The following is a 25,960-nucleotide window of genomic DNA, read 5'->3' as shown; positions in this document are numbered from 1 at the left end:
GGCGACGCATTCGCCATAGTTGCCGGCAAACGCAAATCACCAGCCTGCGAACGCGCTGCTTTCAGGCCTTGTTTTCAGGTCTTGTTCTGATGCTGTTTCACTGGCGCAGTCTCGGGCATGAGGCTCATCGCGACTAGTCCGACGATCGCCGCGAGCAGCAGGTACCAGGCCGGCGCCAGCGGATTTTCGGTGACGTGGAGGAGCCAGGTGACCACGAGCTGCGCCGTACCGCCGAAGCTGGCGATCGCGACCGCGTAGACGGTCGCGAACACACCGCCGCGGATGTTCTGGGGCAGCGCCTCGGTGAAGGTCGCGTAGAACGCAGTGAACGGCAGCGAGCCGATGACGGACAGAACACCGAAACCAACCAGGAGCGACAACGCGCCGGAGGCATGGACGATCCAGAGGAAGGTCGGGTAGGTCAGCAGCAGCGTTGCGAGCTGCGGCCAGATCATCACCGGCTTGCGACCGAGACGATCTGCGAGCCAGCCCCCGACCAGCGCGCCGACAAACTGGATGCCGTTGCTGACCAGCGACACGGCGAAAGCCAGTGTCGACGACACATGCAGCGTGTTCTGCGCATAGGTCGTCATGTATTGGGTGACGTAGGTCGAGATCGTGCCGCTTGCCAGGATCATCAGCGCAAGTCCGATGACGCCAAGGTGCCGTCTCGCCTGCGAGAGATGACCAGTGTGCTCGACGGTGCGGGCACCGGCTTCGGCCTGCGGGATAGTCTCGGGCAGCGTCCGGCGCATCCAGAACCCGAACGGCAGGCACACCGCTCCGATCAGAAACGCCACCCGCCAGCCATAGGCGTCGAGCATCTCCGGCCCCATCGTCTTACTCAGGATGACGCCGACGAGCGCGCCTGCGGTCGCGGCGATCTCCTGGCTGGCCGGTTGCCAGGCCACCACCAGCGCGCGATGCTGGGGCGGGGCGATCTCGATCAGATAGGCGGTGGTCGGTCCAACCTCCCCGCCCAGAGCAAAGCCTTGCGCCATACGCGCCGCGATCACGATGACGGGCGCTGCAAGGCCGATCGATCGATAGGACGGCGTGAGCGCGATGGTCAGGATCGATAGCCCCATGAGCGCGAAGCTCAGCAGCATGGCAGGCCGCCGGCCGATCCGGTCGGAATAGATCCCAAGCACGATTCCGCCGATCGGCCGCGTCACGAAGCCGGCGCCGAAAGTCGCCAGCGACAGCATCAGGCTGCCGTACTCGCTTCCCGTCGGGAAGAAGGTATGGCCGATCTGGATGGCGAAGAAGCTGTAGGTGATGAAGTCGTAGAACTCGAGCATGTTGCCGACGGTGGCGGCCAATGCTGCGCGCTTGACGCTGAACGGCTTCACTTGCTCGATCATTTCCCGGGCTCGATCCTATTTCGATTTAACCGCCTAGCCGCATTGCAACGCAACATTCATTAACCGAAAACGGTGGTTCTCTCGCCCCCTTTTCCGCTGCCCGAGTTGCTGCCGATCCGTCCGCTCGCGCGATTCGAAGCGCATCGCGCAACAAATGGGCTTTGCGGTGGTCGCAGCGACACATCATGTTGCACGCACATCCCGCGCGAGCGGAATCTGCGCGTACACCGCGGTCATTTGAGTGAAATTTTCAGAAGAGTTGAGCCGGGGGATTTACTCGAACTTTGTTCGTGACGCTCTAGTTCCACGACTGGAAGGTTCCGCCTCTCTCAGGGAGCTTCATTATCAGCCACCCGGATTGCGCTGCCAAAAGCTGAATTGAGTAAAGATATTGAAATGTATTTGGCTCGCGAAGCGATCGAATTATTGGGGCAGACGGCCCGCATCCTGTGGTTCGAAGGCGCCAAGCATGGCCTGCGCGACCGCGAATGGATGGCGCTGCGTTTCCTCTCCCGTGCCAACCGGTTTTCCCGGACGCCCTCGGCGCTCGCCAGCTACGTTGGCACCACGCGCGCCACCGCCTCGTTCATCATCGGCGAGCTCGAGCGACTGGGCTACATCGAGCGCAAGCGCTCCGCCATGGACAAGCGCTCCGTGTTGCTGAGCGTGACGCAGCAGGGCAAGAAATTTCTCGTGCGCGACCCCATCAGCGTTCTGCTCGAGGCCATTGCCGTTCTCGACGACGAGGCCAAGACTCGCTTTCGCGACACACTCCGGCACGCGCTCGATCAGGCCGATGCGGCCGAACAGCGGCACCATACCGACGTCTGCAAGCGATGCATCTTCCTCCGCGAAGATCGCACCACCACGGACAGCAGGACGATCGCCGAGTTCAGCTGCCGCCTGTTTCGGGCGCCGATCGCGGAGGCGGAGGTCGATCTGCTATGCACCAGCTTCGAGCATCACCGCAAATAGAAGTGGCCCTCGATCAGGGCGTGGCCTTGCGTGACGAATAGATGACGCCCCCGCTGGACTCGACCACCAGACGTCCGTTCTCGTTTTTGATCTCCTCGATACGGCCAAGGCCGGGCACCTGCTGTCCCAACACCGCCTCGACGACGCCGTTCGGGCCTTGCAGGATCGCGATCCCCTCATAGGCCTGGCGGACCGACCAGCCCTTGACCGTCTTGCGCGGCGCCGAGATGCGCTCGGAAGGTGCTACCGATCCCGTGATCTCGGGCGTAGCGGCCGAGGCCATCATCGGCATTGGCTGTGTGGCGACGGGCGCCGGAGCCTGGGCCTGCACCTGGGCAAGCTTGTCGAGCTTCACCGTAGAGGACGAGCCCACCCGTTCGATGCGATCAAGATTTTCGCCAAACCGGCCAAAACGGTCATTGGTCGCCTTGCTCGATTGGTCGACCGCGGTGCGGAGGCCGTCGAGATTGTCGGACACGCCCGACACCTGCCTGCGCAGTTGCGCCACCGTCTCGCGCAGATTCCTGATCTCAGTGTTGGCCGCGACGTTGCTCTGGGCAGGCTGCATGGTGAGATAGGCGATCACTCCGGTGCAGGCGCAGACGACCAGGATCGCAGCGACCGCCAATGTCGCGAGCGGCACGACCCATGTCGGACGCGGAGGCGGCGGCTTGGCCACGATCACGGCCGGCTTGATCACGATGGGCGTAGGCTTGGAAATTGCCATCTTGTCGAGGCGCGCCTTGGCGCGAATACGCTTCAGACCCTCGAGCGCCTCTTTCGCCAGAGTTTCATCACTCGCTGCTGCCGACGCAGGCTTGGTGTTCGCAGGCTTGGTATTTGCAGCAGGCTTGGTATTTGCAAAATGCTTGGCATTTACAAAAGGCCTGGCCGTCGGCGCCGCATTGTCTCTGGCATCGCGCGTCTCCGCGGCCGGTTTCGCCGCTGCGGAAACATCGGCGTTCGCGTTGGGACGAGCTTGTCCATCGGACAACATGCGAGAATGCTCCGTTCGGTTCGATCTGTCGAACGGTGACATTATTTGCCGAAGCTTGCCTGAAACGTGCGCATCGAAAACTTCTCATCACGCGCGATGCGACGTCACATGAGTCAAACGCGTCACGCACGTGGCGAGAGTGCGACTCGAAAGACACACCCTCGCCAAGATTTCGCCAAGCTGGAGTCGCCTCGCCATACATGAGTCGAATTGTCGCACGTGGAAACGCGATGACGAGAGTCAATCCCGGGTTGAAAACCCATCAATGTGCATGAAGCGCAGCACCACCCGAAATAGCTGTAATCATACGGGGATGCGGAAGTTTAGAACCGCCAAGGTGCAAAACTAGTTCGAACTCCAAATCAACTGATGCGATTGAATATACAAAGAAACAACTCGAACCAAACCAACAGCATCAAGCACGTGTAGCAAACGCTTAGTTGCGCACGCTTGATCGGAAATCGGCAATTGTTACGGTCCTACTCAAGTGATTCTCGCCAGTTGGCGAGGGGATTGACACAGTACAGTAGCGTTCGGACGCATGAGCGACTTGGCGCAATTGTTCTAGGTCGCTTTCTCAATCCGCTCCGCGAGGTGATCCGCAAGACACCCGCCGAGCCTCACGCAGTAAGCGTTCAGTATCGAGTCGAAGTAGCAGGCCTGCGAGACGCAGGCACTGAATGCGTAGGGCTGCCCGCGAATATCGAAACCATAATAACGGTTCGCGGGAAGGAATATCGTCAAACAGCACAGTTGCCGAGCCGGGCATCACAACAACCAACCGGCCGTAACAAGTGCGAAACAGGGGCGAAAGACTGATGTATATTATCGTTGATGATCGCGAGAGCGTCACGAACAGCTATGTCGGAGGGCTCGTTCGCGAAGGTGTATCGTCGATCGGCTTCTCCTCCGGAGAATTCTGGGACTGGCTGCAATCTGCGAGTGAATCGGATCTGGCCGCGGTGGACGCCTTCCTCCTCGGGGATTGCGACACCCGAGGAAGCCTGCCGCGGGCGATGCGCAAGCGCTCCTCGGCGCCCATCATCGCCATGAGCGGCCAAAAGATGCTCAAGAACACGCTGGAGCTCTTCGAATCGGGCGTCGATGACGTCGTCCACATACCGATTCACCTCCGCGAGATCCTCGCCCGAACGGCCGCGATTGCGCGCCGCCGGGTCGGGGAACTGCCGAGGCCCTGCGAGACCAGGATCCAGGTCTTCTTCAACGGACGTGACCCCGAGATCGCTGGCCACGCCCTCACCCTGCCACGCCGCGAACTGCGCATTCTCGAATATATGGTCAGCAACCACGGCAAGTGGGTCACCAAGACGCAGATCTTCAACGCGGTCTACGGCATCTTCGAAGCGACGTTCGACGAGAGCGTGATCGAGAGCCACGTCAGCAAACTGCGCAAGAAGCTCCGCGACCGCCTCGGCTTCGATGCGATCGTGGCGCGGCGTTACGTCGGGTACCGCCTCGACATCCCGGCCGGCGAAACCATCGACGTGCCGATGCAGGAGCTCGACGAAGTCGGCATCTTGCTCAACAGGTCGCATGCCGCTCCGGCGGCGTATCCGGCCGGAAACTGATCGGCAGGGCGCTGCCACGCAACCGACAACGGCCTCGCGAACCACCTTCGCAGGGGCCGTTGTAGTTTCAGCGACATCAACGGCGAACAGAGGCGCGGCAGTACCGGCGCCGCGGCTCGCGTCTAAGTATGATTCTAGAGGCTCGCTTCTGATTCAATCAGAACCGGTAATGCCTAGGGCTTCTGCTGGAATTCTTCCTTCGACACGTAATTGAAGTCCTCGACAAGGACGTCCTGGACGACTTCGGCCTGCATTCGCTCGTTGACACGCTGCTTGATGGCCGTTGTGAGGATGGAGAGGTCGTAACGGGCGAGTTTTCTGAAATCCAGGCGGTCGTCGGCATAGATCCTGCGGAAGGCTTCATCGACGACGAACGGCTCGGGCGGCACGTTGAGCTGATGCATGGTCCGCGCCTCTACGGTGTAGACGAAGCGCGCGACGATGTAGCCCTGCACGTTGCCACTCTCGACCATTGGCACGCTCAGGGCCCGCGTCTTCTGGTACTGCAGCCCGTCGAGATATTCATCCTTTGCCGGCAGCAGACTGCCATTTTCCTTCCAATAGGCCACGGCATAGCTCGTTCCCGCGGTGAGGATGCATACCCAGAGCCCGGCTAGCACGAGTCTGATCATTTTCCGTCCTGTGCTGCGCGGCCGGTATAGGTGCCGTCCGATTCGGCGTCCTTGATGGCCTTGACGATGATGCTCGCAACCTCGCGCACCGCATCGTAATGCATTTCGAGGATGGAACGGTTTCGCTCGAGCTTCTCGCGCAGCCGCTGGACCTCCTCGGTGATCTCGACCTCGCCGCCGAGGTGCATTCGTGCCCGCATCAGACGGACGAATTCCAGCATGCTCCGGCTCTTCCGGGCGCTGAACTCGTCGAAGTCGATCTTCTTGCCGGTCGCGAGCGCGGCCGTCTCCTCTTCGACGATGCCTTCGAGCCGGCGGATCGCAGCCAGCAGGCCGCGTACCTCGTCCGATCTCGCCGCGTCCGCGCCGTCGTTCGCCACCTCGCCGCCGACATTCGGCAGCAGCACGGGCAACAGGGCATCCCCCGACACGGCCGCCGTCGTCATCGCCTCGCGGTCCACGACCGGCTGTTCCATCACCAGGGCCGCCGCGCCTTCTTGTGCCTGCATAGGAAATTCACCCTTCAACTTCTGTCATCCATTCCCGGATCGTCATCCGGCCTTGCCCGAAGCGTCCGGTCCCGCCGGATGCGCGGCAGCGAGCTGCTTGGCAATGCCAATGCCCTTGCCCTTTGCCAGCTGAGCACCGAGCTGCTCCGCCAGCATCGACTTCCAGACGCCGCCGGCCGTGCCTTTTCCAAAGACCTGCTCCGACTCCTTCGGCAGCATCGTCTCGACGAAGGTCTGGAGGATGAAGGCCTCGAACTTGCGGTACACCTCGCCGGATGCCGGCGCCTTGATCACCTGCACCGGCGCCCCGTTCACCGCACCCGACTGGGGTTCCGAGATCTTCGTCGCGAATTGATCGGCAGCAGCCGCCTTGGCCTTGCCGACCTCCGCGTCCATCGTGGCGGCGAAATCCGCGTCCGATGATTTCAGCGCGTCGAGCTTCGCGGTGGCCGCGCGCTGCGTCACGGGATCGGCGGCGTCGAGGACGTCGAGAACGAGGTCGGGTGTCGCTGTCACGATCATGTCTTGGTCCGATTGGCTAGCCGTGGCGGCCACTCGCGCACGGTGAGGCTTGTTCCCGTCATCTCCTCGAGCGATCGCTTCTCGGCGTCGCGAAGCTTGTCCGCGAGCGCCGCCTTCGCGACCTGCTCGAACTGCTTCACACGGCGGCTCTCCGTGCGAACCTGGTCGAGCTGCTGCGAGGCCTGGGCCTGAATCGCGCGAGCGCCGACGCTGGCTCTGGTCAGGCGCCGCGCGATCGATTCGCTCGATGATCCCGCCGGCGGCTTCCCCTCGTTGAGAGTTCCGACCAGCCATTCCTGCTCGTCCTGCAAGCTGCGCTCCTGCTGGCGGAGATGAGCGAGCTGCCACTCTGACAGCCGAAGCTGGAGCTTCAGGAGCGAGACCATCCGGCCGAGCTTGTCCGCGCGCGACGTCATGATTGATCACTCCGCCAGCCACGACGAGACGCCGAGCATGAATTGCGTCAGGAGTTCGTCGCTGGTGAGGTAGAGCAGCAGGAAGCCGCCGAACAGCACGAAGGGCACCGAGATGAAATAGACCGGAATCGCCGGCGTCAGCTTGTTGATTAGGCCGACCGCCAGGTTGACGACGACCGAATAGACGATGAAAGGGCTGGCGATCCGCAGCGTCAGCACGAACGCCTCCGACAGCCTGCCGACGAGCTGGCCGAGCGGCATGCTGCCGCCGAGCCGGTCGCCGGGATGCCAGACGGCGTAGGAGTTCATCAGTCCGCGCAGGACCTGCCAGTGCTGGTCGGTCATGAAGAACAGCGTGGTGACGGCCGTCATGATCAGCGGCACCAGGGCCGGCGCCGGATCGGTATCGCCGACCGGGGTCCCCGGGATGTTGCTCAGCCCGATTGCGCTCGCCATCACGGTGGCCATGGTCTGGAGTGCGAGGAAGAACACGCGACCGCCGAGCCCGATGACGCAGCCGACCACGAGCTCGGAGCAGATAAGGAGCGCGAGCGTCAGAGGCGCCGCGTTGTCCGTAAGGGGTTTCAGGACGGCGATCAGGATCGGCGTCAGCGCAAACGTCGTGACGAGCGCGACGAACAAGCGGACCTGGGCCGGAACGTTGACGCTGGAATAGCCGGGCACCAGCATCAGGCAGGCACCGATGCGGCAGAACACGATGAACGTCACCAGCACGCTATCGGTGAGGCCGCTGATCACGATATGGCTCCGAGGGCCCGGATCTCGGTGCTGCGCGCGACCTCGACATGCGACAGGATCGGCAGTGTCGGAAAGACCCGCTCCAGGATCATCCGGACGTAGGGACGCGCTTCCGGGGTCACCGCCAGCACCACGCTGGTGCCGTTCTCGGTGAACTTGCGGATCGCGGCGCTGGCTTCGGTCGCAAACTGCTCGATCAGGCGCGGATCGGCGTCGAATTCGACGACGTCGCCCTTGGCGTCGCGCTTCAGGCTCTGGTGAAACGCGAGATCCCAACGGTTGCCGAGACGCACGACGTTGAGTACGCCGTTGTCGGAGAGATCGCCGCAAATCTGCTGGGCAAGACGGGTACGCACGTGCTCGGCCACCTGCTCGGAGCGCCGCACATGGGGCGCGATCTCGGCGATGGCTTCGAGGATCAGATGGAGGTTGCGGATTGACACGCGCTCGGCCAGCAGGATCTTCAGGATCGCCAGCAGCCCCGAATACGATATCTGCGACGGGCAGAGATCCTCGACAAGGCGCTTGTATTCGGGATCGAGCCGGTCGAGCAGGCCGCGCATGTCCTTGTAGGACAGGAGCTGGGCGAGGTTGGCCCTGATCACTTCGCTCAGATGCGTGAGCAGCACCGACAGATTGTCGACCGGCTTGCAGCCCTGACGCTTGACCTCGTCGGTGAAAGCGTCCGTCACCCACAGCGCCTTCATGCCGAAGGCCGGCTCGATCACCTCTTCGCCGGGAACGTCGGGCTTGCCATCCTTGTCGACCAGCACCAGCACTTCGCCGAGCCTGAGCTCGCCCTGGGCGACGCGGGTGTCGTGGATCCGGATCTGGTATCCCTTGGGATCGATCGACAGATTGTCGGTGAGCTTGATCTCGGGAACCACGAAGCCGTACTGCTTGGCGAACTTCTTGCGGATCTTGGCCACGCGGTGCGCCAGCTCGGTGCGCGAGCCCAGCAGATGGACCGAGAGGTGGCCGCCGAGCGCCAGCTCGATCTCCGCGGTCTTAAGCGATTCCTTGACGGATTCCTTGGCATCGACCTGGGCGCGTTCGTCGGCGTTGCGCGCATCTTCCTTGCGCCTCAGGGCTGCCTGCCGCCTCGGCAACGAGTATCCGACGAAGGCCATGACGCCGCCGAGCAGCAGGAAGGGCGCCGTCGGCAGCCCCGGCATCAAGGCGAGCACGAACATCATCAGCGCGGCGGCCGACACCGCGCGCGGATAGCCGCCGAGCTGCCGCAACACCGCCTGCTCGGCCGAACCTCTGGTGCCGCCCTTCGAGACGAGCAGGCCCGCCGACAGCGACACGATCAGCGCGGGCATCTGCGTTACCAGGCCGTCGCCCACGGAGAGCTTGGTGTAGACGTCGGCGGCGCGTGCCAGCGTCAATCCATGATGCGTCACGCCGATGATGATACCGCCGAAAATGTTGATCGCGGTGATGATCAGGCCGGCGACGGCGTCGCCGCGGACGAATTTCGAGGCGCCGTCCATGGCGCCGAAGAACGCGCTCTCCTCTTCCAGCTCGCGGCGCCGGCGCTGGGCTTCCTTGTCGTCGATCAGGCCCGCGGACAGATCCGCGTCGATCGCCATCTGCTTGCCCGGGATCGCATCCAGGGTGAAGCGGGCGCCCACTTCGGCGATACGCGTTGCGCCCTTGGTGATCACGACGAAGTTCACCGTGACCAGAATCGCAAAGATGATCAGGCCGATGACGAAGTCACCACCCATGACGAACTTCGAGAAACCGGCAACGACATGGCCCGCGGCGTTTTCGCCCTCCCCGCCGCGCGACAGGATGAGACGGGTCGTTGCGACGTTGAGCGCAAGCCGCAGGATCGTCGCGATCAGGAGCACGGTCGGGAAGGCCGAGAAATCAAGCGGCCGCTGGATCCACAGTGCGACCATCAGGATCAGTGCCGAGAGCGCGATCGAGAACGCGAGGCCGAGATCGATCAGGATCGGCGGTATGGGCAGGAACAGGATCGTGAGCATGGCCACGATGCCGCCCGCGAAAACGGCGTCGGCGCCCAATCGTCGCGGGGTCGGCAGGCTAGCAGCTAACGTATCGGACATGGGTCACCGGCAGAGGATCCGGCCCGTAATCTGCCGTGCAAAGCTTACGCGGGGGTGGTGGCAGGGTGGCAGAGGTGGCCGGGACCGTCGGGTCAGAAGCCGCGCTCGATGTGCGAATAGACCATCTCAGTGAAGGTGGAGAGATGGGCTCCGATGAAGGAGCCGGAGACGGCAACGACCACGAGAATGACGATGATCTTCGGAACGAAAGTCAGCGTCACCTCCTGGATCTGGGTCAGGGCCTGGATCAGCGCGATGATGGTGCCGACCAGCATCGCGGCACCGACGGCAGGTCCGGAGGCGACGATAATGGTCCAGATCGCCGCCTGGACGATGTCGAGAGCGTCCCGTTCGTTCATGACTGGCTGATCGTGAGACCGGGGCCGATCGCGACCTTCGTGCCGTTCTCGAGTGTCGCGACCGAGCCGTCGCTGTTGATGGAGATCGAGGCGACCTTGCCGCTGAAGCTCGCTCCTGTCGCATCCGTGAAGCTGACGGTCTTTCCGATCAGCCCGTCGGCCTGCGACAGCGACTGCGAAGACAGCAGAGCGTCGAGCTTGGTGTTGGTCTGCATCGCCTGCTCGACCGACGAGAGCTGCGCAAACTGGCTCATGTATTGCGAGGTATCCATCGGATTGGTCGGATCCTGGTTCTTCATCTCTGCAATGAGGAGCCGAAGAAACGTGTTGTAGTCGACGCCGGTGCTCGACGTCGACGTCGTCGAGCTGGTCGAACTGGACGACTTGCTGGTGCTATCGGTCGCGCTGGTGACGTTCATGTATCTCTCCGCTGTCAGGCAGCCTCGAATGGGGAATCAATCGTGGCGCCGGCCAGGATGGCCTGCTCCACTGGAAACAGTGCCCGAATCCGCTTGAGCGCGTCGAAGTAACGGGTCGCCCCGACCAGGTCGTCGACCGCACCAAGCCCGACCAGCATCTCCTGGCTCTCGCACACCGCGAGCAGAGCGGCGTGATGCTGCCCGTAGAGAGCCGAAGCATCCCGGACATCGGTCGGATTCATCAGCATGAGCTGGACGATGAAATAGAGCTGCCGCAGCGCCGTGGTGGCGTCGGAGGCCTGCATGATCTGTCCTTCGAGCAGGAACATCACGTCATTGACGAGCTCGACGGAGACCTTGCGGTCCACGCGCAGCACAGCGCCGTTGATGTAGACCCGTTCGCCCGCACGCAAGGATATCTTCATTAAAGTGCGTCTCGGATCAGGCGGTTGATTTCGATGAGCTGGATCACGTCATTCGACTTTTCTTCGCGAAGGCGGTCGGCTTCCTTGACCACCCACAGCCCGATCGAGATGATGTCGGCGCGCAGCTTTTCCGGAAGCCCGTTTTCCGGATGCGCGAGATCCTCGATGAAGATCGTCCACAGCCGCCGCACATAGAGCAGGCTCTCGACCAGATCCTCCAGGCTGAAGCGGTCCTTCTGGATCCGCTCGAGCCGGTCGATGCCAAGGCTGAGCGCCTGCCGCTCGCGGCCCCGCGCCTCATAGCCGCTCTCGTCGACGACCGCTTCATAGGCTTCAAACGTCATCAGGACAACTCTGCGCAGGAGACCGAACAATAAGACAAGGATTACGAGCCTTACGAAGGAGCGGGACTTAGAGATAGTTGATGAGGCTGATCTTCTGGAGCTGCGAGGTGAGCGCAAGTGCCGTCTGGATCTGCGTCTGCAAGGTGTTGACCCTGACGGAGGCTTCCGTCGGATCGACCTTCTCTATACCCACGATCTGATTGTTCAGAATGTCCTGCTGCGTCTTGAGCTTGTCGGTTGCTGAGGTGATCCGCTGCTGGACCGTGCCGATGTCGCCGCCGAGGGTGGCAAGGTCAGTGATGGCGTTTCCGACAAGGCCGATGGCCTTGTCCACGACAACCTGGAACGTCGCTTGATCCAGGTTGGCGTTCCCGAGATCTGCCATCATGGTGTAGGCCTCGGCGAGCTTGCGGAAGCCTGTCTGATTGGCGCTGACGGAGGTATCCGCTATCTCGGTCGTGGAGATACGGCTTTGCATGACCTGGTCGGTGGCCGATGACCAATTGGTGTTCCAGGCCGGGCTCGCGAACTCGGCATCGAAGGTGGTGTCGAGGAAGGTCTGCATCTGGGCCGGGGTGATGCTGTTCACGCTGGGCGATGATTGCGAGAAGCCGAAGGTCGCAAGGAAGTCGGCGTCGACCTGGTTCTTGCTGGCTGAGCCCGCGGTGTAGGCCGTGATCGGCGTGTTCTGCGTGTTGATGCCCGAGAAGAGAGACGAGCCGTTATAGGAGACGTTGAGCGCGCCAATCAGATCCTGGAGGTTGGAGGACGCAGGCGGCAGGATGATCCGTCCGCCGCCGTCGGTGCTGCGCGCCGCGATCAGGTCCTTGAGGAAGTCCGTTGCGGTCGAACCAAGCTGGGTGATCCGGCTCTGCGTTATGTCCAGACGTCCCGAGACCAGCCCGTTGGTATCGACGAGCTGATCGGCGAAGCTCCAATCCGCCCGCAGGGTGACGTCGCCTCCCGTCGTAGCACCAAGCTCGAGGCCGACATCGGCGAAGCGGCCGGTGGTGGCTTCCTTCGAGGCCTTGGCCAGCGCGGCCTGATTGTTGGTGATCGAAGACCTCAACGACGAAGACAGCATCAAGGTCGAGATGTAGTTTGCGCTCATCATGACTTAATTTCCCACGGCAGCCAGCAGGCTCTGCAACATTTCGTCGACGGTCGAGATGATCTTCGACGAGGCCGAATAGGTGCGTTCGACCTGAAGCATCAACGACATCTCATCGTCCATGTTGACGCCGCTGACGTTCGACAGCGCCGCGGTGCTGCGGTCGAGCAGCGTTTTCTGGTAGGTGACATTGGAGTCGGCGGTCTTGCGCTGGTTTTCGATCCAGCTCGTCGACGACGACGCGAAGTCGATCAAGCTGCCGTTCGGCTTGCCTTGCGTGGTCGCATCGAACGGCTGCGACGCATCCATGGCGCCGATGAGCTGCTGCACCCGAGCCGAGTAACCGCCGTTGCCGGCGGTATTGTATTGGTATGCGACGTTGCCGCTGATCGGGCCATCGCGCAGCAGGTTGGGATTACCGCCTTGGGCGGGATCGACCGATGCAGCAACGGATATCGTACCAGCGAGGCCCACCAAGACGGTAGCGCTCGCCGGCATCGCCGGCGCGCCCGGATAGGTGAAGAGACCGGGGACGTCGGGCAGCGTCGGAACAGGCGACTGGTCACTTTCCTTGAAGGCGTCGACCAGGCCGCGCGCGATTTCGTCGAGCTGGCTCTGGTAAGTAACCGTATCATTGTCGCGCAGCTGCGCCAGGCCAGCAAGCTTGCCGGACTTGAGCGGCATCGCGGAATTGGCGCCGGTCACCGGAACGCCGTCGATATAGACCGCATTGCCGGTGGTGCCGGCCGTATAGGCGTTCGTCGGCGCAAAGCTCACCGTTCGCGCCGTCTTGTCGAACAGCACGACGCCGCTGTCGGTATAGAGCGCCGCGTCGCCGTTGGGACGGAGCGACATCGAGACCCCGACCTCCTGCGACAGCTGCGAGACGATGCTGTCGCGTTGGTCGAGGTAGTCGGTGATGTCATCGCCGGAGATCGTCCCCTTCACGATCGCGGTGTTCACGGTCTGGAACTGGGAGAGCAGCCGATTGATGTTTTGAACCGACGTATTCATGTCGGCATCCGCGCCCTCCCGGGCCGACTGCACGGTCTGGGTCGCCTGATTGAGCGCGGTCGCCATGTCCTTGGCGGACGTCACCGCGGCCTGTGCCAGCGTGGTGTTGTCCGGGGCGTTGGCATATTGCTGGAGCGCCTTCTTCAGCGCATTGAGCTGCGCCGTCGGCGACTGGTCGAGTTCCGGATCGTCCACCGTGGCAGATGCGATCTTCTGGAGACCGTCAAGGATCGCGCTCTGCTTGGCCGACGTCGAGGTTGCGGTCAGCACGTTGGTGTAGAGACCCGAGCTCGCGGCGCGCTGGATCGCCGCCACGTAGACGCCGGTTCCCGGAAGGTTGTCCAGCACGGCAATCTTGCGCGAATAGCCGGCGGAGCTGGCACCGGCGATGTTGCGCGAGATGACCGACGACTGGATGCCCGACGCCATCAACGAGGAGCGGGCGGATTCGAGAGCGGCGGTAAGGTTCATGATCTGCTCTTGCCGGGGACGAGCGCTGAAGAAATCAGCGCTTCAGGTTGACGACCACGTCCAGCAGATCGGCGCCGGTCTGGAACGATTTCGAGTTCGCGGTGAAGCCGCGCTGTGCCTCGATCATCGAGGTCAACTCGTCCGCGAGATCGACGTTGGAATCTTCCAGAGCACCCGACTGGATGGTGCCGAGCCCGCCCTGGCCGGCGAGGCCGACCTGCACGTTTCCGGATTCCAGGTTCGGTGAGTAGACGTTGCCGACTTCGGGCGTCAAATGGTCCGGGCTCGGGACGGTCGCGAGCGCGATCTGAAAGCTCGGCAGCGTGGTGCCATTCTTGAGGACGGCCGTGACCACGCCCTTGTCGTCGATGTTCACCTTGTCCACCGCGGACGGAGCGTTGCCATCCACGGTCGCCTTGAAGTCGAAGCTGGAGGCGACCTGGGTCATGGCCGAGAGGTCGATGTTGAAGGCAGCCGAACCACCGGGGATCGCCACCGTAAGCGATGTCGCACTCGGCGGCGGGCCCACCAGATCGAGCTTGCCTTTTCCGGTCGAGCTTACGTCAAACGTGAACGTGGTGCTGGGCCCACTTGATGGAAGCGCGGTCGCGCCGTTGTAGACCTGCATATCCCAGGTATTTGCCGCAGTCTTTTTGGCATAGACGTCGAGCGTCACGGCATTTCCGATATTGTCGTAAGTCACGATCGACGTCTTCGACGTATAGTTGGCGGGGCCGGCCGGTCCAGCAGAGAAGGTAGCGCTCGGATCCAGATTGGCGGCGACGGTCGCCTTGGTCGAAGCCGACGCCTGGAGCGCCATCTGGTTGACGTTGACGACCTGGAGGCCGCCGAACCCGTTGGCTGCGACGGTGGGAGTGGCACCGTTGGCAATGTTGTAGCCCATCAGCTGGAAGCCGGCCGCGTTAACTAGGTTACCCGTGCTGTCGGGCACGAACGCACCGGCGCGCGTCAGGAAGTTGGTGCCGTTCGGATCCTGCACGACGAAGAAGCCGTTGCCCTGGACCGCGAGATCCGTGGCCGAGGTCGTGAACTGGTAATTGCCGGCGTCGGAGATGGCGTAACGCACCGTGGTCTCGACCGCGCCGGAATCGTAATTGCCCGAGCCGCTCTTCAGGATCAGCGAGGAGAATTCGGTCGAAGCCCGCTTGTAACCGGTGGTGTTGACGTTCGCGATGTTGTCCGAAACGGTTGACAGCTTGTTGGACTGCGCGTTCATCCCGGAAACGCCGGTGCGCATAACACCATACAGGCTCATGAATTGGGCTCCTTTGGTAGGTTGCAGCTACAATGGAGACTGTTGCTTGCGCGGGGCTGATGATGGGGAACGATGCACAACTTGGCGTCGTCTCCTTAGGTCGTCTTGGGCTGACAGAACGAGCGCGCCTTGTCGGTCCACGCGCCGAAGCCGCTGGAGACGAGATGCGCGACGATGTGGCAGACGTAGCGCTTCTGCGCCGGCTGGTTGTTGGGGCCTGCATTGTAGCGGGCGACTGCCATGGTCCAGCTGCCCTCGCGCTGCTTGAGCTCCTTCAGGAAGCGTGCGGCGTAGTCGACATTCCCTGCGGGATCGAACATCGCCCGGACCGAGGCGAACTTGTCGCCGTGATAGTAATGGTTGATCTGCATGCAGCCGAGGTCGATCAGCTTGATCCCTTTGGCTCGCATGGCTTCGAAGTTGGCGATCGCGTCGTTCATGTCCCTGGCGAACACGGTCTGTCCTTCGGCGCCGAGCGCGTAAGGATAAAGTGCGCCGCGCCGCCCCGTCTCGGTCAGTCCGACCGCGTAGAGAATGCCGAGCGGAATTCCGTGCTGCTGGGACGCACGCGCCATCTCGCGCTCGCACGGGCGCGAATTGTCGGTCGCCGCGGCCGCGGCGCCGGCGTTACAGATAAACAGGGCCGCGACGAATCTGCGGCGCCACGTCCTGGTCATGACGCGTCTCCTGGTTGGACTGGCGCTCCTGTCGAGCCTGCTTCGCGCCGCCGTCCGCTTGTCCCGACGAATTACTCGTACCGTCAAACGTGCCTTGCGACTGCGACGAGGGCTGTTGCTGGCCCGAAAGCTGCGGCTGCGACTGGCCGGAGCCGCTCTGGAAACCATCCAGCGAGCCGTGCTGGACGGGCGCAATGTCGGCGACGTAGCCCGCGGACTGCATCAGGTCGCGGATCGAATCGCGCTGCTGGTCGAGCATCTGGCTCGTGTCCTTGCGCGCAGCGGCGAGGTGGACGGACACTTCGTTGCCGACCAGGCGAAGGCGCACGGTGACATTGCCGAGCGCGGGCGGCTCGAGATTGATGGTCAGGATCTTGAGCGGCTGATCCGGCGCATTGGCTTGGGACGCTGCAAGATCTGGAGCTGCGGACGCCGTCGATGCCGGAGCTTCCTTCAACTCGGCGACAACGGCGTTGGCAACCTGTTGCGGAGCGTTGAACTGCGCCGGCGGCAGATGGGTCTCTTGCTGGACCACGGTGACCTTGGTCGTCTCGGGCAATGCGTCCCGCGCCGACGCCTTGACAGCACGCTCGACATTGGCCGCGACGGCCTCGAAGCCGGGTGCCGTTGCCTTCGGCGATGGCTCACTGTCGTCCGTCGATGTCGCCTGGGCGCTGGTCGCCGCGTGCGAATCCGCGGCCTGCGAGCGGGCGGCGGTTGGAGCCACCGGAGGTGGGAGCTCGGCTGTCGCCTTCGCCATGCCCAAGGCCTGAACGTCGCGCTTCGTCGTGGAAGACCGCTCGTCGCGCCCGGACGCATCCTTCTTGTCGCCGGCCGGTGCTTGCATCTGCGGCATCACGACCGGCGGCCCGGCGACGATCTCCTGTCCGACGATCCCGGCAATACTCGATCGGCTCTGGACGTCGGCCTGCTCGATGTGATCGAGAGGTCCATGTTTCCCGGACGACTTATCGGTCTTTTTGTCGGAAGATTTCTCGGTGGACGTCTCGCTGGATCCCGGCTCCTCGACCGCCGCGGCACGGTCGTGCACCGTCTCGTCGCTCGCGTTGTCCTTCCCGCTCTGATGCGCCAGGCGCGTCCGCAGCGTTCCGGCTTTCACGGCCGTGGCGCTGCCCTCGTCGTTGAGCGCACGCTTCGCGAGATTCGAGACGGTGTGCAGAAGATCGTTGAAGGACGAGTCCGCCTGCGCTTTCGCCCCGGCGCTCTTCCCGGAGCGCGATGTGCCCCGCATGCTGAGGCTTTCGGCGAGACCCGAAAAGACCTGTCCGGAGGTTCCACTGAGCTTCATCATGGACGGCGATCCCTGGTGAGAAGTTCGAGCTCCCCGAGCTGCTTCCGCGCACGAACAAGCGTTGCGGTCGACGACGCGAGGTCGAGACGCGCCGGCGTGACCGGAGGCTTGTCGGCTGCGGCGGCGGATCCGCCAGCGAACGGCTTGCGAACGTCGAGTGCGAGCTGCACCGTTGCATTGAGAAAGGGAATGTCGCGCTCGGGCAGCTTCGACCGGTCGAGCGCCTTCAACTCGGCGAGACCGCCGTCATATTCGTCGGCGAGCGCCCGCGACACGCCGCGGAACAAATGCGCCCGCTCGCGCTCCGCCGAGGCATCGGCGCTGAGAGTCAGGGCACGCTCGCCGGCAAGCCGGGTGACGGCCAGCCCTCCGCGCACCATCGCGGTACGCGCGATCACGAGATAGAGCTTGAGGCGGCTCGCGCGGTCGATCTGCTCAAGCAAGGTGGTGATCCGCGCAAACCGGCGCTCGTCGAGCGCGAGGCCCGACTGCGTCAGGCCGGTCGCAAAGCGCTGCCAGAAGTCCCCGGCATAGACCGAGTTGTGGTAGTGCCGGATATAGGCCAGCGTCAGGAACTCGAACTTGTCGAAATCCTCGGCTTGCCCGACCAACAGGATCTCGCGCCGCAGCGCGGCCTCCTCCACCAATGTGCCCGGCAGGAGCAAGCGCGCATCATCCAGACGCTCGATTGCGAGCGATGCCTCGGCGCGTGCGAACAGTGCACCCTGGACCAGCGCGAGCTGTCCGCCCAGGCCCGACGGAACCGTCCGCGGCTTGACGTCCTTGAGCAGTTCGCGCGCTTCGTCCTGACGACCCTCGACATAGGCAAGCGCGCCATCGAACAGCCGTCCATCGACGTTCAGCTTGTCGCGCGGCAGCTTGCGGATGATTTGCGGCGCGCCGCCACTGAGCAGGTAGATCACGGCGGCCTGGCCGTTCTGCGGGTTGCTCCACAGGCCCGGATCGGCGGCGAGAAATTTTTCGCCGATCTGCCGGATCAATGCGCTGTGGCTGCCGTACGCCGCGCTATCGCCGTTGGCGATGCCGTCCTGCACGGCCTGCAACGCCCGAACGAGTTCATATGGCTCGCCCGATGCCGATGCCCCCGGTGCCGGCTCGGCGAATGCGCCTGCCGCCGTGAACGGCAACAGCAGCATCAGCAGCGCTGCGCGGAGAGGAGACCTGATCAAGGGCGCTTCTCCCGGACCATGATCTCGATCCGGCGATTCTGCGCGGCCGCCGCATCGTTCTGAAGCTTCGGCCGCCGATCGGCATAACCCTCGACATGCTCGATGCGCTGCGTATCGACGCCGGAGCGGACCAGCATGTAATAGGCCATCTGCGCACGGGCCGTCGACAGCCGCCAGTTGTCATAGGCCTCCGAACGGTACGGCCGATTGTCGGTGTGGCCGCGGACGATGATCACGCCGGGACGCTTTGCCAGCAGCGGGCCGATCTTGTCGATCACACGGATGAGTTCGGGCCGCGGCTCAGCCGAGCCGACCGCGAACATGCCGAAGTTCGCATCGTCGGTCAGGCTGATCAGCAGGCCCTCCTCAACCTGACGCACCTCGGCCACCGGTCCGGCGCCAGCCTTGACGTCCGACAGCGCGTCCGCGATCGCCGACTGAAGCTGTTTGACCGTTAGTTGCTGGGCCTGAACCGCGTCGCGCGGCCCGGATTCCTTGGTCGTGTCGTTGGGATGCGGCTGCGCGGCGACATTGGCTTGATTACCAGCCTGGGCGCCCGGCTGCGCGCTCCCTTCGCGTGAGGCCTGCGATGGCGCGAGCCCCGGCGGCAGCAGAGGCGACAGGCTTGCGGACGACGCATCGGCGCTCGGAGCCAGGCTTCCGCCGGCATCGTCCTGCCTGGCTCGGCGCGCCTGCGGCTCGGCCTGGCTTGAGCCGGAGGCAGTGTCGCGCGCGGACGCATTCGGCTTGGACTCGGGCTTGGGCTCGCCCTCGATGACGCGGTCGGCATCCTTGGCTGCCTGCGGCGCAAGCTTCCAATAGCCGGGATCGAACGGATCGCGGTAGGCGTCGCCTCCCTTGAGGCCATCCTCTTCGGCGGACGTCAGAGCGCCGGCGCGCCGCTGGCCCGAGGCCTGGTTCGCACTGCTGGCGATCTCGGCGAGCGTCGTATAGGGATCGCGGAACAGGACCTTCTCCTCGTAGAAGGGCGGCTTCTCGGCCGTCGGAGAGTCACCGCGACGTTCCTCGCTCGGTCCCCCCGGCTGGCGCCTGCCGTCCTGGCCGTCGAACGACGACGGCTCCTTCTTGGAGAGATCGTTGAGGCCCTTCGGGGCAGGTGCGTTCTCCGCGAGCTTGATCGGATTGAAATAGCTCGCGACTACCTGCTTTTGATCCTGGTTGAGCGCATTGATCAGCCACATCACGAGGAAGAACGCCATCATCGCGGTCATGAAGTCCGCATAGGCGATCTTCCAGACGCCGCCGTGCGGCTTCTCGTCGTCGAAGGCACTCCGCCGGCGGATGATGACGAGTTCTGGCTTGACCTCATTCATGACGGACTACCGGCGCGCCTCTTTCAGGCGCTCGCTCCAGGTCGTGATCTGCGTCTCGATTACGGTCTGGTCGGCCACGACGCGAACCTCAAAAGTATCGGCGGCCTCATACTCGAAACCCGTTCGCCTGGCCGTCCCGAGCTGCGTCTTCACCAAGTCGAGCAGTTCGCTTGGTCCGGTGACCTTGAACACCGGCACTGGCGAATTGCCGGTCAGCGCCGCAATCTGCTCGACCAGCGACCCGATCGCCTTGTCGCGGACAGCATCGGCGAGGAACGGCAGCAATATCCGCGCAACGGAGCTCGCGATCTTGGTCTCGATTTCGCGGCAAGCCGTCTCGAAGCCGCTGACAACCGCCACCGCCTGCTGGTCGGACCACTTGGCCCGCTCTTCGCCGAGCCGGATCGCGCTGCGAACTCTTTCCTCGGCGATCCTGGACTCGCCCTCCGCTACGCCGGCCGCATGGCCGCGCCGAAAGGCATCGTCCAGGAGACTGACCGCGGGGGCTTCCGCGTTCGGCGCCGGAGGCGGCGACTGAAGCTGCGGCTGCGAATGGGTCTCGGGTTGCGGCTGAGGCTCGCGCCGGGCTTCCTTCGGCCTCGTCAGCACATCCTGGATTTTGGCCGGCGGTGGAGGCGGAGGCGACTTGACCCGCCCGTTCGCATCGAACTGCGTCAGGAGCTTTCCGATTGCCGCGTTCATGCCGCCTCCTCGCGTCGCATCCAGTCTTTAAGGATCGCTGCCGCCTGCATCTGATCGAGACGGACGATCTGCTCCAACCGCTTCTGCGGCGTTCGTTGCATCTTGCCTTCGAGGTCTTCGACCAGGTTGAGCTCGGCCTCTTCGCTGTCCGCCAGCGTGAGGGCGCCGGCGGCTGCCTGGAGCTGGGCGGCTTCCGCCGCCTCGGTCTGCTCCTGCGCCGCGCGATGGGTCAAAATGCCGTTGACCGCAGGACGAAGTCCGAACCACACCAGCATCGAAGCGACGGCCAGGATCGTGACCGCGTTGATGACGCTGCCGAGCTGCTTGTTGATCATCTCGACGAAGCTGATCGGCGGCACCGGCGCCAGTTCGCGCGAGCCTTCGATGAAATCGACGGCCGTCACCTGGATCTGGTCGCCGCGCGCCTTGTCGAGGCCGCCGGCCGTGGCTGCGAGTTGGCTGATCTCGGCGAGCTTGCTGTCGACGATGGCCTGGTTGCTCTTGTCGCCCAGGTCGGCAATGAGCCGCCCGCGGTTCACCAGCACGGCAATGAACAGCTTCTTCACCGAATAGCCGTCGCTCACCGTCGTCGTGGTCTTGGACGAGACCTCGAAATTGGTGACGTCCTCGCGGCGGGTCTTGTCCTCGCTGGAATTCTTGGTGCCGCCGGCGTTCACCTGCTGGTCGGGAAGATTCTGCTGCACAGTGGTCGGCTGCGAACGGTCCGCGTTCTGTGACTTCTCGTTCTCGCGGACGTTCCGGACCGAACGTTCCGCGCGACTCTCCGGATCGTAGACGGTTTCGTTGATCTGCCGCTTGTCGGTGGAGAGCTGCGATGCAACGCTCACTTCGAAATTGTCGAGGCCCAGGTACGGCGTCAGCGCCTTGCGAATGTTCTCCTGCACCATTCCGCCGACCGTCTTCTGCAGGCTCGCCATCTTGGTCGGAGCGGCAGTGGCCTCGTCCTCTTCGGCAAGCAGCATCGAACCGTCGGCGTCCAGCACCGTGACCTTGTCGCGGCTCATGCCCGGAATGGCCGCCGCGACGAGATGACGGATCGACTGCGCCGTGCGCGCCTCGATGGCGCCGTCGGTGCGCAGCACGACCGATGCCGAAGGCGGCTGCTGCGTCGCGCGGAACGACCCCCGCACCGGCATCACGATATGCACCCGCGCCGCCTTCACGCCCTTCATCAACTGCACCGTGCGCGCGATTTCGCCTTCCAGCGCACGGAGCTTGGTGACCTCCTGCATGAACGAGGTCAGACCGAGCGACCCGATCTTGTCGAACAGCTCGTAGCCGGAATTGGCGCTGGTCGGCAGCCCCTTCTCGGCGAGCAGCATCCGCGCTTGCATGGTCTGGCTCGGACGCACCGAGACCGCGTCGCCGGCGGTGTTGACGTCGAAGGTGATGTTTTGCTCGCGCAGCGCTGCACCCATGCGCGTCACGTCTTCGCGGGAAAGGCCGGTATAGAGCGTTTCGAATTCAGGCCGGCTCAGATAATAGGCGCCGCCCACGACGGTGACGAGAACGGCGAAACCGATCAATCCCAAAGCCATCAGGCGTCGCGGCCCAAGCTCCAGCAGATTGTTGAGCAGTTGCTGTACCTGCGCACGACTGAGCAGCATGTGACCTCGTACCAATACGAACGTAGAGGACACTCTGCTGCCAACCTTGTCTGAAGGTTGCGCGAGACCACGAATGTGTCGGTTCGCAGGCGAGGCGTTGCAATTTTACCAGAGAGCGAGTGACGCAATCGCGCGCGTCGGCAACAGGCGGACGGCCGGTTGCATCGCGGTGCGATCGGCGACGGCATGTTGCCTGGGATGCGACGTCAGGAAATCGATGTTGGCACGTCGTGTGCCGAGATCCGCCGTTCATGGCGGAGACCGTGCTCCCTGGGGAGCACGGTCGTTTTCGAAGCCGCGGCTTAGCGGAACAGCGACAGGATGCTCTGGCTGTTCTGGTTGGCGATCGAGAGCGCCTGAACGCCGAGCTGCTGCTGGGTCTGGAGCGCCTGAAGGCGGGTCGATTCCGCGTTCATGTCGGCATCGACGAGCTGGCCGACACCGCGGTCCACGGAGTCCATCAGGGTCTTGACGAACTCCGTGTTGGTCGCGAGGCGGTTCTTGACGGCACCGAGATTGGCGGCGGCCGAGGCCACCGAGTTGATGCCGGCGGTGACCTGCGCGATGTAGCCGTCGAGCGTGGTCTGGTCAGCTGCCGAGTCGGTCAGCGCGGAGATGCTCATCGTGTCGATCGACGGGGAGGTCGAACCGGCCGTGTCCAGAATGCCGCCCTGCGCCGAGGTGTAGAGCGAGTAGTTAGCGGTGGTCACGGTGATGGAGCCGATGGTGGGCGTACCGCCGACACGCGAGTACGACGACACCAGGTTGAAGGTCGTCGGCGTGGTGGCGGTCGTGCTCAGCCAGTTGATGCCGTTGAAGGTCGCCGAGTTGGCCTTGAGCTTCATATCCTGCTGGATCTGGGTGATGTCAGCCTGGATCTTGGTGCGGTCGATACCGGCGGTCTTGGCTTCGACCAGCAGCGCCTGGAGCTTGGTCAGGCCGGAGTCCTTGTCGCCGATGACCGAGGTCAGAGCGGTATATTCGGTGTCGACGGTCGCGGCCGACAGACCGAGCGAGTCGGAGACCGCGGAAAGCGCGGCGTTGTCGGAGCGCATCGACGTCGCGATCGACCAATAGGCCGCGTTGTCCGAGGCCGTGGACACGCGCATACCGGTCGAGATCCGGTTCTGCGTCGTCGCGAGCTGCGAGCTGACGTTGCGAAGGGTCTGCAGCGCGGTCATTGCAGACGAGTTGGTGAGGAGGCTAGAACCCATTTTGATGTCCCTTTGGAGATTGGATTGAGTTTGGGACATACCGGACTTGCACCGGTACGGCAGGGCGGCGTCATGCCTTTGGGCTGCGCAGAAGCGTCAAGGCCCAACCTGTCGTAACGGCGACGATAGCCCGCGAAGCTTGTGCGAGGCTTGTGGCTCTGTGGCTTTGCCGCAACAAGGCGGCCGAAATTGCGGCGCGCGACGTCACGCCAAACAAAAGGGCCGCGCTTCGCAAGAAGCGCGGCCCTCTTCGGATGGTTCGAGGCTTAGCGGAACAGCGACAGGATGCTCTGGCTGCTGTTGTTGGCGATCGAGAGCGCCTGGACGCCGAGCTGCTGCTGGACCTGGAGGGCCGACAGCCGGGTGGACTCCTGGTTCATGTCGGCGTCGACGAGCTGGCCGATACCGCGATCCACGGAGTCCATCAGAGACTTCACGAAGTCCGTGTTGGTCGAGAGGCGGTTCTTGACAGCACCGAGGTTGGCGGCGGCCGAGGCCACCGAGTTGATGCCAGCGGTGACCTGCGCGATGTAGCCATCGAGCGTGGTCTGGTCAGCTGCCGAGTCGGTCAGTGCGGAGATGCTCATCGTGTCGATCGACGGAGCGGTCGAGCCGGCCGTGTCCAGAATGCCCCCCTGCGCCGAGGTGTAGAGCGAGTAGTTGGCGGTGGTCACGGTGATGGAGCCGATGGTGGGCGTGCCGCCGACACGCGAGTACGACGACACCAGGCTGAAGGTCGTTGGCGTGGTGGCGGTCGTGCTCAGCCAGTTGATGCCGTTGAAGGTCGCCGCATTGGCTGTCGCCTTCATCTGCTGCTGGATCTGGGTGACGTCGGCCTGGATCTTGCTGCGGTCGATACCGGCTGTCTTGGCTTCGACCAGCAGGGACTGGAGCTTGGTCAGGCCGGAGTCTTTGTCGCCGATGACTGTGGTCAAAGCGGTATATTCGGTGTCGACGGTCGCAGCCGACAGACCGAGCGAGTCGGAGACCGCCGAGAGCGCGGCGTTGTCGGCGCGCATCGAGGTCGCGATCGACCAGTAGGCAGCGTTGTCCGAAGCGGTCGAGACGCGCTGGCCGGTGGAGATGCGGGTCTGCGTGGTGGAGAGCTGCGAGCTCACAGACCGCAAGGTCTGGAGTGCGGTCATGGCGGTCGAGTTCGTAAGCAGGCTTGACATTGCGAATGTCCCTTTATGTACGCGTTACATTTTCACGAGGGGACATACCGGGCTTTCACCGGTACGGAGGGGCGGCATCATGCCTTTGGACTGATGTGGGTGGGGTCCAACCCGCCGTGACGCATTGCTAGCACGCCGAATCTTGCGCGCGGATTAAGATTGGCTTGAATTACGCCGTAAAATCAAATGGTTAACAGTACATTTTGCTAACCATAGTCCGGTACTTCTCGCTAACCATAACCATTCCTCTGGCGCTCGTTGCCATCACGAGAACGACCGCACCAGCCCTGAGGCGAGCAGGTTCCAGCCGTCGATCAGCACGAAGAACAGCATCTTGAATGGCAATGCGAGGATCGTCGGCGGCATCATCATCATCCCCATCGACATGGTCAGCGTCGCCACGATCATGTCGATGACGAGGAACGGCAGGATGATGAGAAACCCGATCTCGAAGGAACGCCTGAGCTCGGAAATCATGAAGGCCGGAATGATGACGCGCATGTCGACGCGCTTGTCGTCGAACTTCCTGCGGAAGCTCTCCGCGGCGAGCGATTCGAAGGTCTGCAGATCCTTGTCGCGAACATGGGCCAGCATGAATTCGCGGAACGGATCGGTGATCTTCAGATAGGCCTCTTCCTCCGAGATCTCGTTCTTCATCAGCGGCTGGATGCCGGTTTCCCAGGCGCGGTCGAAGGTCGGCGCCATCACGTAGAAGGTCATGAACAGCGCGAGGCTGATCAGCACCAGATTGGCCGGCGTGGTCTGAAGGCCGAGACCGGCGCGCAGGAATGACAGCGCCACCGCAAATCGCGTGAAGCTCGTCACCATGATGAGCAGTCCCGGCGCCACCGACAGCACCGTGATCACCGCCATCAGCTGGATGATCCGGCCGCTGGTCGAGCCGTTGCCCGGTGGCAGCAGCGAATTGAGGTCCGGAATCTGGGCCAGTGCCACTTCGGGCAGCACGACCAAGAGCAACGCAAGCAGCAGGACTCTCAGTTTCACTGAATCACCAACGTCTCAATGATCAATTCGCGGATCTTGCCCGAGGAGCGGATATTGGCGCGTTCGGTCAGGTCGTCGCGCAGATGCTGAAGCCCGCGCGATCCCTCGAACTGCGCCACCGTCGCCGAACGCAGATAGGTGACGATGTCTTCGCTGATATGGGCCGCCAGGATGCCGGCATCCTCGTCGCTCATGCTGTCGGTCACCATGGAGGCTTCGATGCGGGCCCAGTTGTTGGCCGGCGCGCCGAGATTGGTCACGATCGGGGACAGCTTCCTGAGCCGCGCGCTGCCGGCGTAGCTCGAGGCTAGAGGCGGCGGCGTGGCGGTTTTCTTCGCATCCGCGACGCGCTCGGCGGCCGCAAACAGATGCAGGCCGGCAAGCGCGCCCGCGCCGATCGCGATCAGGGTCAGCACCACGATGGCCACAATCAGGCGCATGACGTCCCCTGCCCTCGTGACGC

At 63.4% G+C, this 25,960-nt stretch carries 27 protein-coding genes; 2 read left to right on the top strand and 25 right to left on the bottom strand.

The genetic code is table 11. The features are described from left to right. Nucleotides 1-74 precede the first annotated feature (74 nt). The gene (locus IVB42_RS26290; protein WP_247397536.1) at nt 75-1,364 is read right to left on the bottom strand and encodes an MFS transporter; all 1,290 of its coding nucleotides are present in this window, start codon (nt 1,362-1,364) and stop codon (nt 75-77) included. Between the two features lie 396 nt (nt 1,365-1,760). On the opposite strand from IVB42_RS26290, the gene IVB42_RS26285 reads away from it, so the two are divergent. Next, nucleotides 1,761-2,339 (top strand): MarR family transcriptional regulator, encoded by a 579-nt coding sequence (locus tag IVB42_RS26285; RefSeq protein ID WP_247295065.1) that lies wholly within the window; start codon nt 1,761-1,763, stop codon nt 2,337-2,339. A gap of 13 nt (nt 2,340-2,352) precedes the next feature. Here IVB42_RS26285 and IVB42_RS26280 read toward each other — a convergent pair whose 3' ends face one another. Further along, the gene (locus IVB42_RS26280; protein WP_247295067.1) at nt 2,353-3,336 is read right to left on the bottom strand and encodes a hypothetical protein; all 984 of its coding nucleotides are present in this window, start codon (nt 3,334-3,336) and stop codon (nt 2,353-2,355) included. An 818-nt stretch (nt 3,337-4,154) separates the two neighbouring features. Here IVB42_RS26280 and IVB42_RS26275 point away from each other — a divergent pair. Then, nucleotides 4,155-4,925 carry a response regulator transcription factor gene (locus IVB42_RS26275; protein WP_018453989.1) on the top strand — a complete coding sequence of 257 codons (771 nt, stop codon included), beginning with the start codon at nt 4,155-4,157 and terminating at the stop codon, nt 4,923-4,925. Nucleotides 4,926-5,098: 173 nt separating this feature from the next. Here IVB42_RS26275 and IVB42_RS26270 read toward each other — a convergent pair whose 3' ends face one another. The 23 genes from IVB42_RS26270 to IVB42_RS26160 form a co-directional block, all read right to left on the bottom strand. Beyond that, complete coding sequence (locus tag IVB42_RS26270) at nt 5,099-5,557, bottom strand: hypothetical protein (RefSeq protein ID WP_018453988.1); 459 nt, start codon at nt 5,555-5,557, stop codon at nt 5,099-5,101. Further along, the gene (locus tag IVB42_RS26265) at nt 5,554-6,066 is read right to left on the bottom strand and encodes a FlgN protein (protein ID WP_018453987.1); all 513 of its coding nucleotides are present in this window, start codon (nt 6,064-6,066) and stop codon (nt 5,554-5,556) included. Before IVB42_RS26265 ends, IVB42_RS26270 begins: the two co-directional genes overlap by 4 nt. A 42-nt stretch (nt 6,067-6,108) precedes the next feature. After that, nucleotides 6,109-6,588, bottom strand: a complete 480-nt coding sequence (locus IVB42_RS26260) for a rod-binding protein (protein ID WP_018453986.1) — start codon at nt 6,586-6,588, stop codon at nt 6,109-6,111. Then, a complete protein-coding gene (locus IVB42_RS26255) occupies nt 6,585-7,004 on the bottom strand; it encodes a hypothetical protein (RefSeq protein ID WP_085351951.1) in 420 nt (139 codons plus the stop codon). Before IVB42_RS26255 ends, IVB42_RS26260 begins: the two co-directional genes overlap by 4 nt. A gap of 6 nt (nt 7,005-7,010) precedes the next feature. Beyond that, nucleotides 7,011-7,763: a flagellar biosynthesis protein FliR gene (gene fliR / locus IVB42_RS26250; RefSeq protein ID WP_247295069.1), complete on the bottom strand. Its 753-nt coding sequence runs from the start codon at nt 7,761-7,763 to the stop codon at nt 7,011-7,013. Next, nucleotides 7,760-9,841, bottom strand: a complete 2,082-nt coding sequence (gene flhA / locus IVB42_RS26245; RefSeq protein ID WP_247295071.1) for a flagellar biosynthesis protein FlhA — start codon at nt 9,839-9,841, stop codon at nt 7,760-7,762. Before flhA ends, fliR begins: the two co-directional genes overlap by 4 nt. A 92-nt stretch (nt 9,842-9,933) precedes the next feature. Then, a complete protein-coding gene (gene fliQ, locus IVB42_RS26240) occupies nt 9,934-10,200 on the bottom strand; it encodes a flagellar biosynthesis protein FliQ (protein WP_018453982.1) in 267 nt (88 codons plus the stop codon). Further along, nucleotides 10,197-10,619 (bottom strand): flagellar hook assembly protein FlgD, encoded by a 423-nt coding sequence (gene flgD / locus IVB42_RS26235; protein WP_018453981.1) that lies wholly within the window; start codon nt 10,617-10,619, stop codon nt 10,197-10,199. Before flgD ends, fliQ begins: the two co-directional genes overlap by 4 nt. Before the next feature lie 14 nt (nt 10,620-10,633). Then, nucleotides 10,634-11,044, bottom strand: coding sequence for a flagellar biosynthesis repressor FlbT (gene flbT / locus IVB42_RS26230; protein ID WP_085351953.1), 411 nt, complete (start codon nt 11,042-11,044; stop codon nt 10,634-10,636). Next, nucleotides 11,044-11,388 (bottom strand): flagellar biosynthesis regulator FlaF, encoded by a 345-nt coding sequence (flaF, locus tag IVB42_RS26225; RefSeq protein ID WP_018453979.1) that lies wholly within the window; start codon nt 11,386-11,388, stop codon nt 11,044-11,046. The genes flbT and flaF overlap by 1 nt, the downstream gene beginning before the upstream one ends. Before the next feature lie 67 nt (nt 11,389-11,455). After that, entirely contained in the window at nt 11,456-12,502 is a 1,047-nt protein-coding gene (locus tag IVB42_RS26220) for a flagellar hook-associated family protein (RefSeq protein ID WP_247295073.1), read from the bottom strand. 3 nt (nt 12,503-12,505) lie between these two features. Further along, the gene (flgK, locus tag IVB42_RS26215) at nt 12,506-13,984 is read right to left on the bottom strand and encodes a flagellar hook-associated protein FlgK (RefSeq protein WP_231190391.1); all 1,479 of its coding nucleotides are present in this window, start codon (nt 13,982-13,984) and stop codon (nt 12,506-12,508) included. Nucleotides 13,985-14,018: 34 nt separating this feature from the next. Beyond that, complete coding sequence (locus IVB42_RS26210; protein WP_026232642.1) at nt 14,019-15,260, bottom strand: flagellar hook protein FlgE; 1,242 nt, start codon at nt 15,258-15,260, stop codon at nt 14,019-14,021. A 95-nt stretch (nt 15,261-15,355) separates the two neighbouring features. Then, nucleotides 15,356-15,937, bottom strand: coding sequence for a transglycosylase SLT domain-containing protein (locus IVB42_RS26205; protein ID WP_247471338.1), 582 nt, complete (start codon nt 15,935-15,937; stop codon nt 15,356-15,358). Then, nucleotides 15,888-17,249, bottom strand: a complete 1,362-nt coding sequence (locus IVB42_RS26200; RefSeq protein WP_247295075.1) for a flagellar hook-length control protein FliK — start codon at nt 17,247-17,249, stop codon at nt 15,888-15,890. Before IVB42_RS26200 ends, IVB42_RS26205 begins: the two co-directional genes overlap by 50 nt. Beyond that, a complete protein-coding gene (locus IVB42_RS26195) occupies nt 17,246-18,439 on the bottom strand; it encodes a chemotaxis protein (RefSeq protein ID WP_247295078.1) in 1,194 nt (397 codons plus the stop codon). The genes IVB42_RS26200 and IVB42_RS26195 overlap by 4 nt, the downstream gene beginning before the upstream one ends. Beyond that, nucleotides 18,436-19,773 (bottom strand): MotB family protein, encoded by a 1,338-nt coding sequence (locus tag IVB42_RS26190; protein WP_085351958.1) that lies wholly within the window; start codon nt 19,771-19,773, stop codon nt 18,436-18,438. The genes IVB42_RS26195 and IVB42_RS26190 overlap by 4 nt, the downstream gene beginning before the upstream one ends. A gap of 6 nt (nt 19,774-19,779) precedes the next feature. Next, on the bottom strand, nt 19,780-20,475 hold the full coding sequence (locus IVB42_RS26185; RefSeq protein WP_247397539.1) for a hypothetical protein: 696 nt from the start codon (nt 20,473-20,475) through the stop codon (nt 19,780-19,782). Continuing rightward, nucleotides 20,472-22,103, bottom strand: coding sequence for a flagellar basal-body MS-ring/collar protein FliF (gene fliF / locus IVB42_RS26180; protein WP_018453970.1), 1,632 nt, complete (start codon nt 22,101-22,103; stop codon nt 20,472-20,474). The genes IVB42_RS26185 and fliF overlap by 4 nt, the downstream gene beginning before the upstream one ends. A 302-nt stretch (nt 22,104-22,405) precedes the next feature. Next, on the bottom strand, nt 22,406-23,317 hold the full coding sequence (locus IVB42_RS26175) for a flagellin (RefSeq protein ID WP_007613947.1): 912 nt from the start codon (nt 23,315-23,317) through the stop codon (nt 22,406-22,408). A gap of 266 nt (nt 23,318-23,583) precedes the next feature. Beyond that, on the bottom strand, nt 23,584-24,492 hold the full coding sequence (locus IVB42_RS26170) for a flagellin (RefSeq protein WP_018453968.1): 909 nt from the start codon (nt 24,490-24,492) through the stop codon (nt 23,584-23,586). 264 nt (nt 24,493-24,756) lie between these two features. Further along, nucleotides 24,757-25,497 (bottom strand): flagellar type III secretion system pore protein FliP, encoded by a 741-nt coding sequence (fliP, locus tag IVB42_RS26165; RefSeq protein ID WP_007595877.1) that lies wholly within the window; start codon nt 25,495-25,497, stop codon nt 24,757-24,759. Beyond that, nucleotides 25,494-25,937, bottom strand: a complete 444-nt coding sequence (locus IVB42_RS26160) for a flagellar basal body-associated FliL family protein (protein WP_018453967.1) — start codon at nt 25,935-25,937, stop codon at nt 25,494-25,496. Before IVB42_RS26160 ends, fliP begins: the two co-directional genes overlap by 4 nt. Between the last annotated feature and the right edge of the window lie 23 nt (nt 25,938-25,960).

Origin of the sequence: Bradyrhizobium sp. 45 (assembly GCF_023073155.1) — a bacterium.
Classification (GTDB): domain Bacteria; phylum Pseudomonadota; class Alphaproteobacteria; order Rhizobiales; family Xanthobacteraceae; genus Bradyrhizobium; species Bradyrhizobium canariense_D.
The sequence above is the reverse complement of the archived record's forward strand: the minus strand, read 5'-3'. Positions and strand labels throughout refer to the sequence as shown.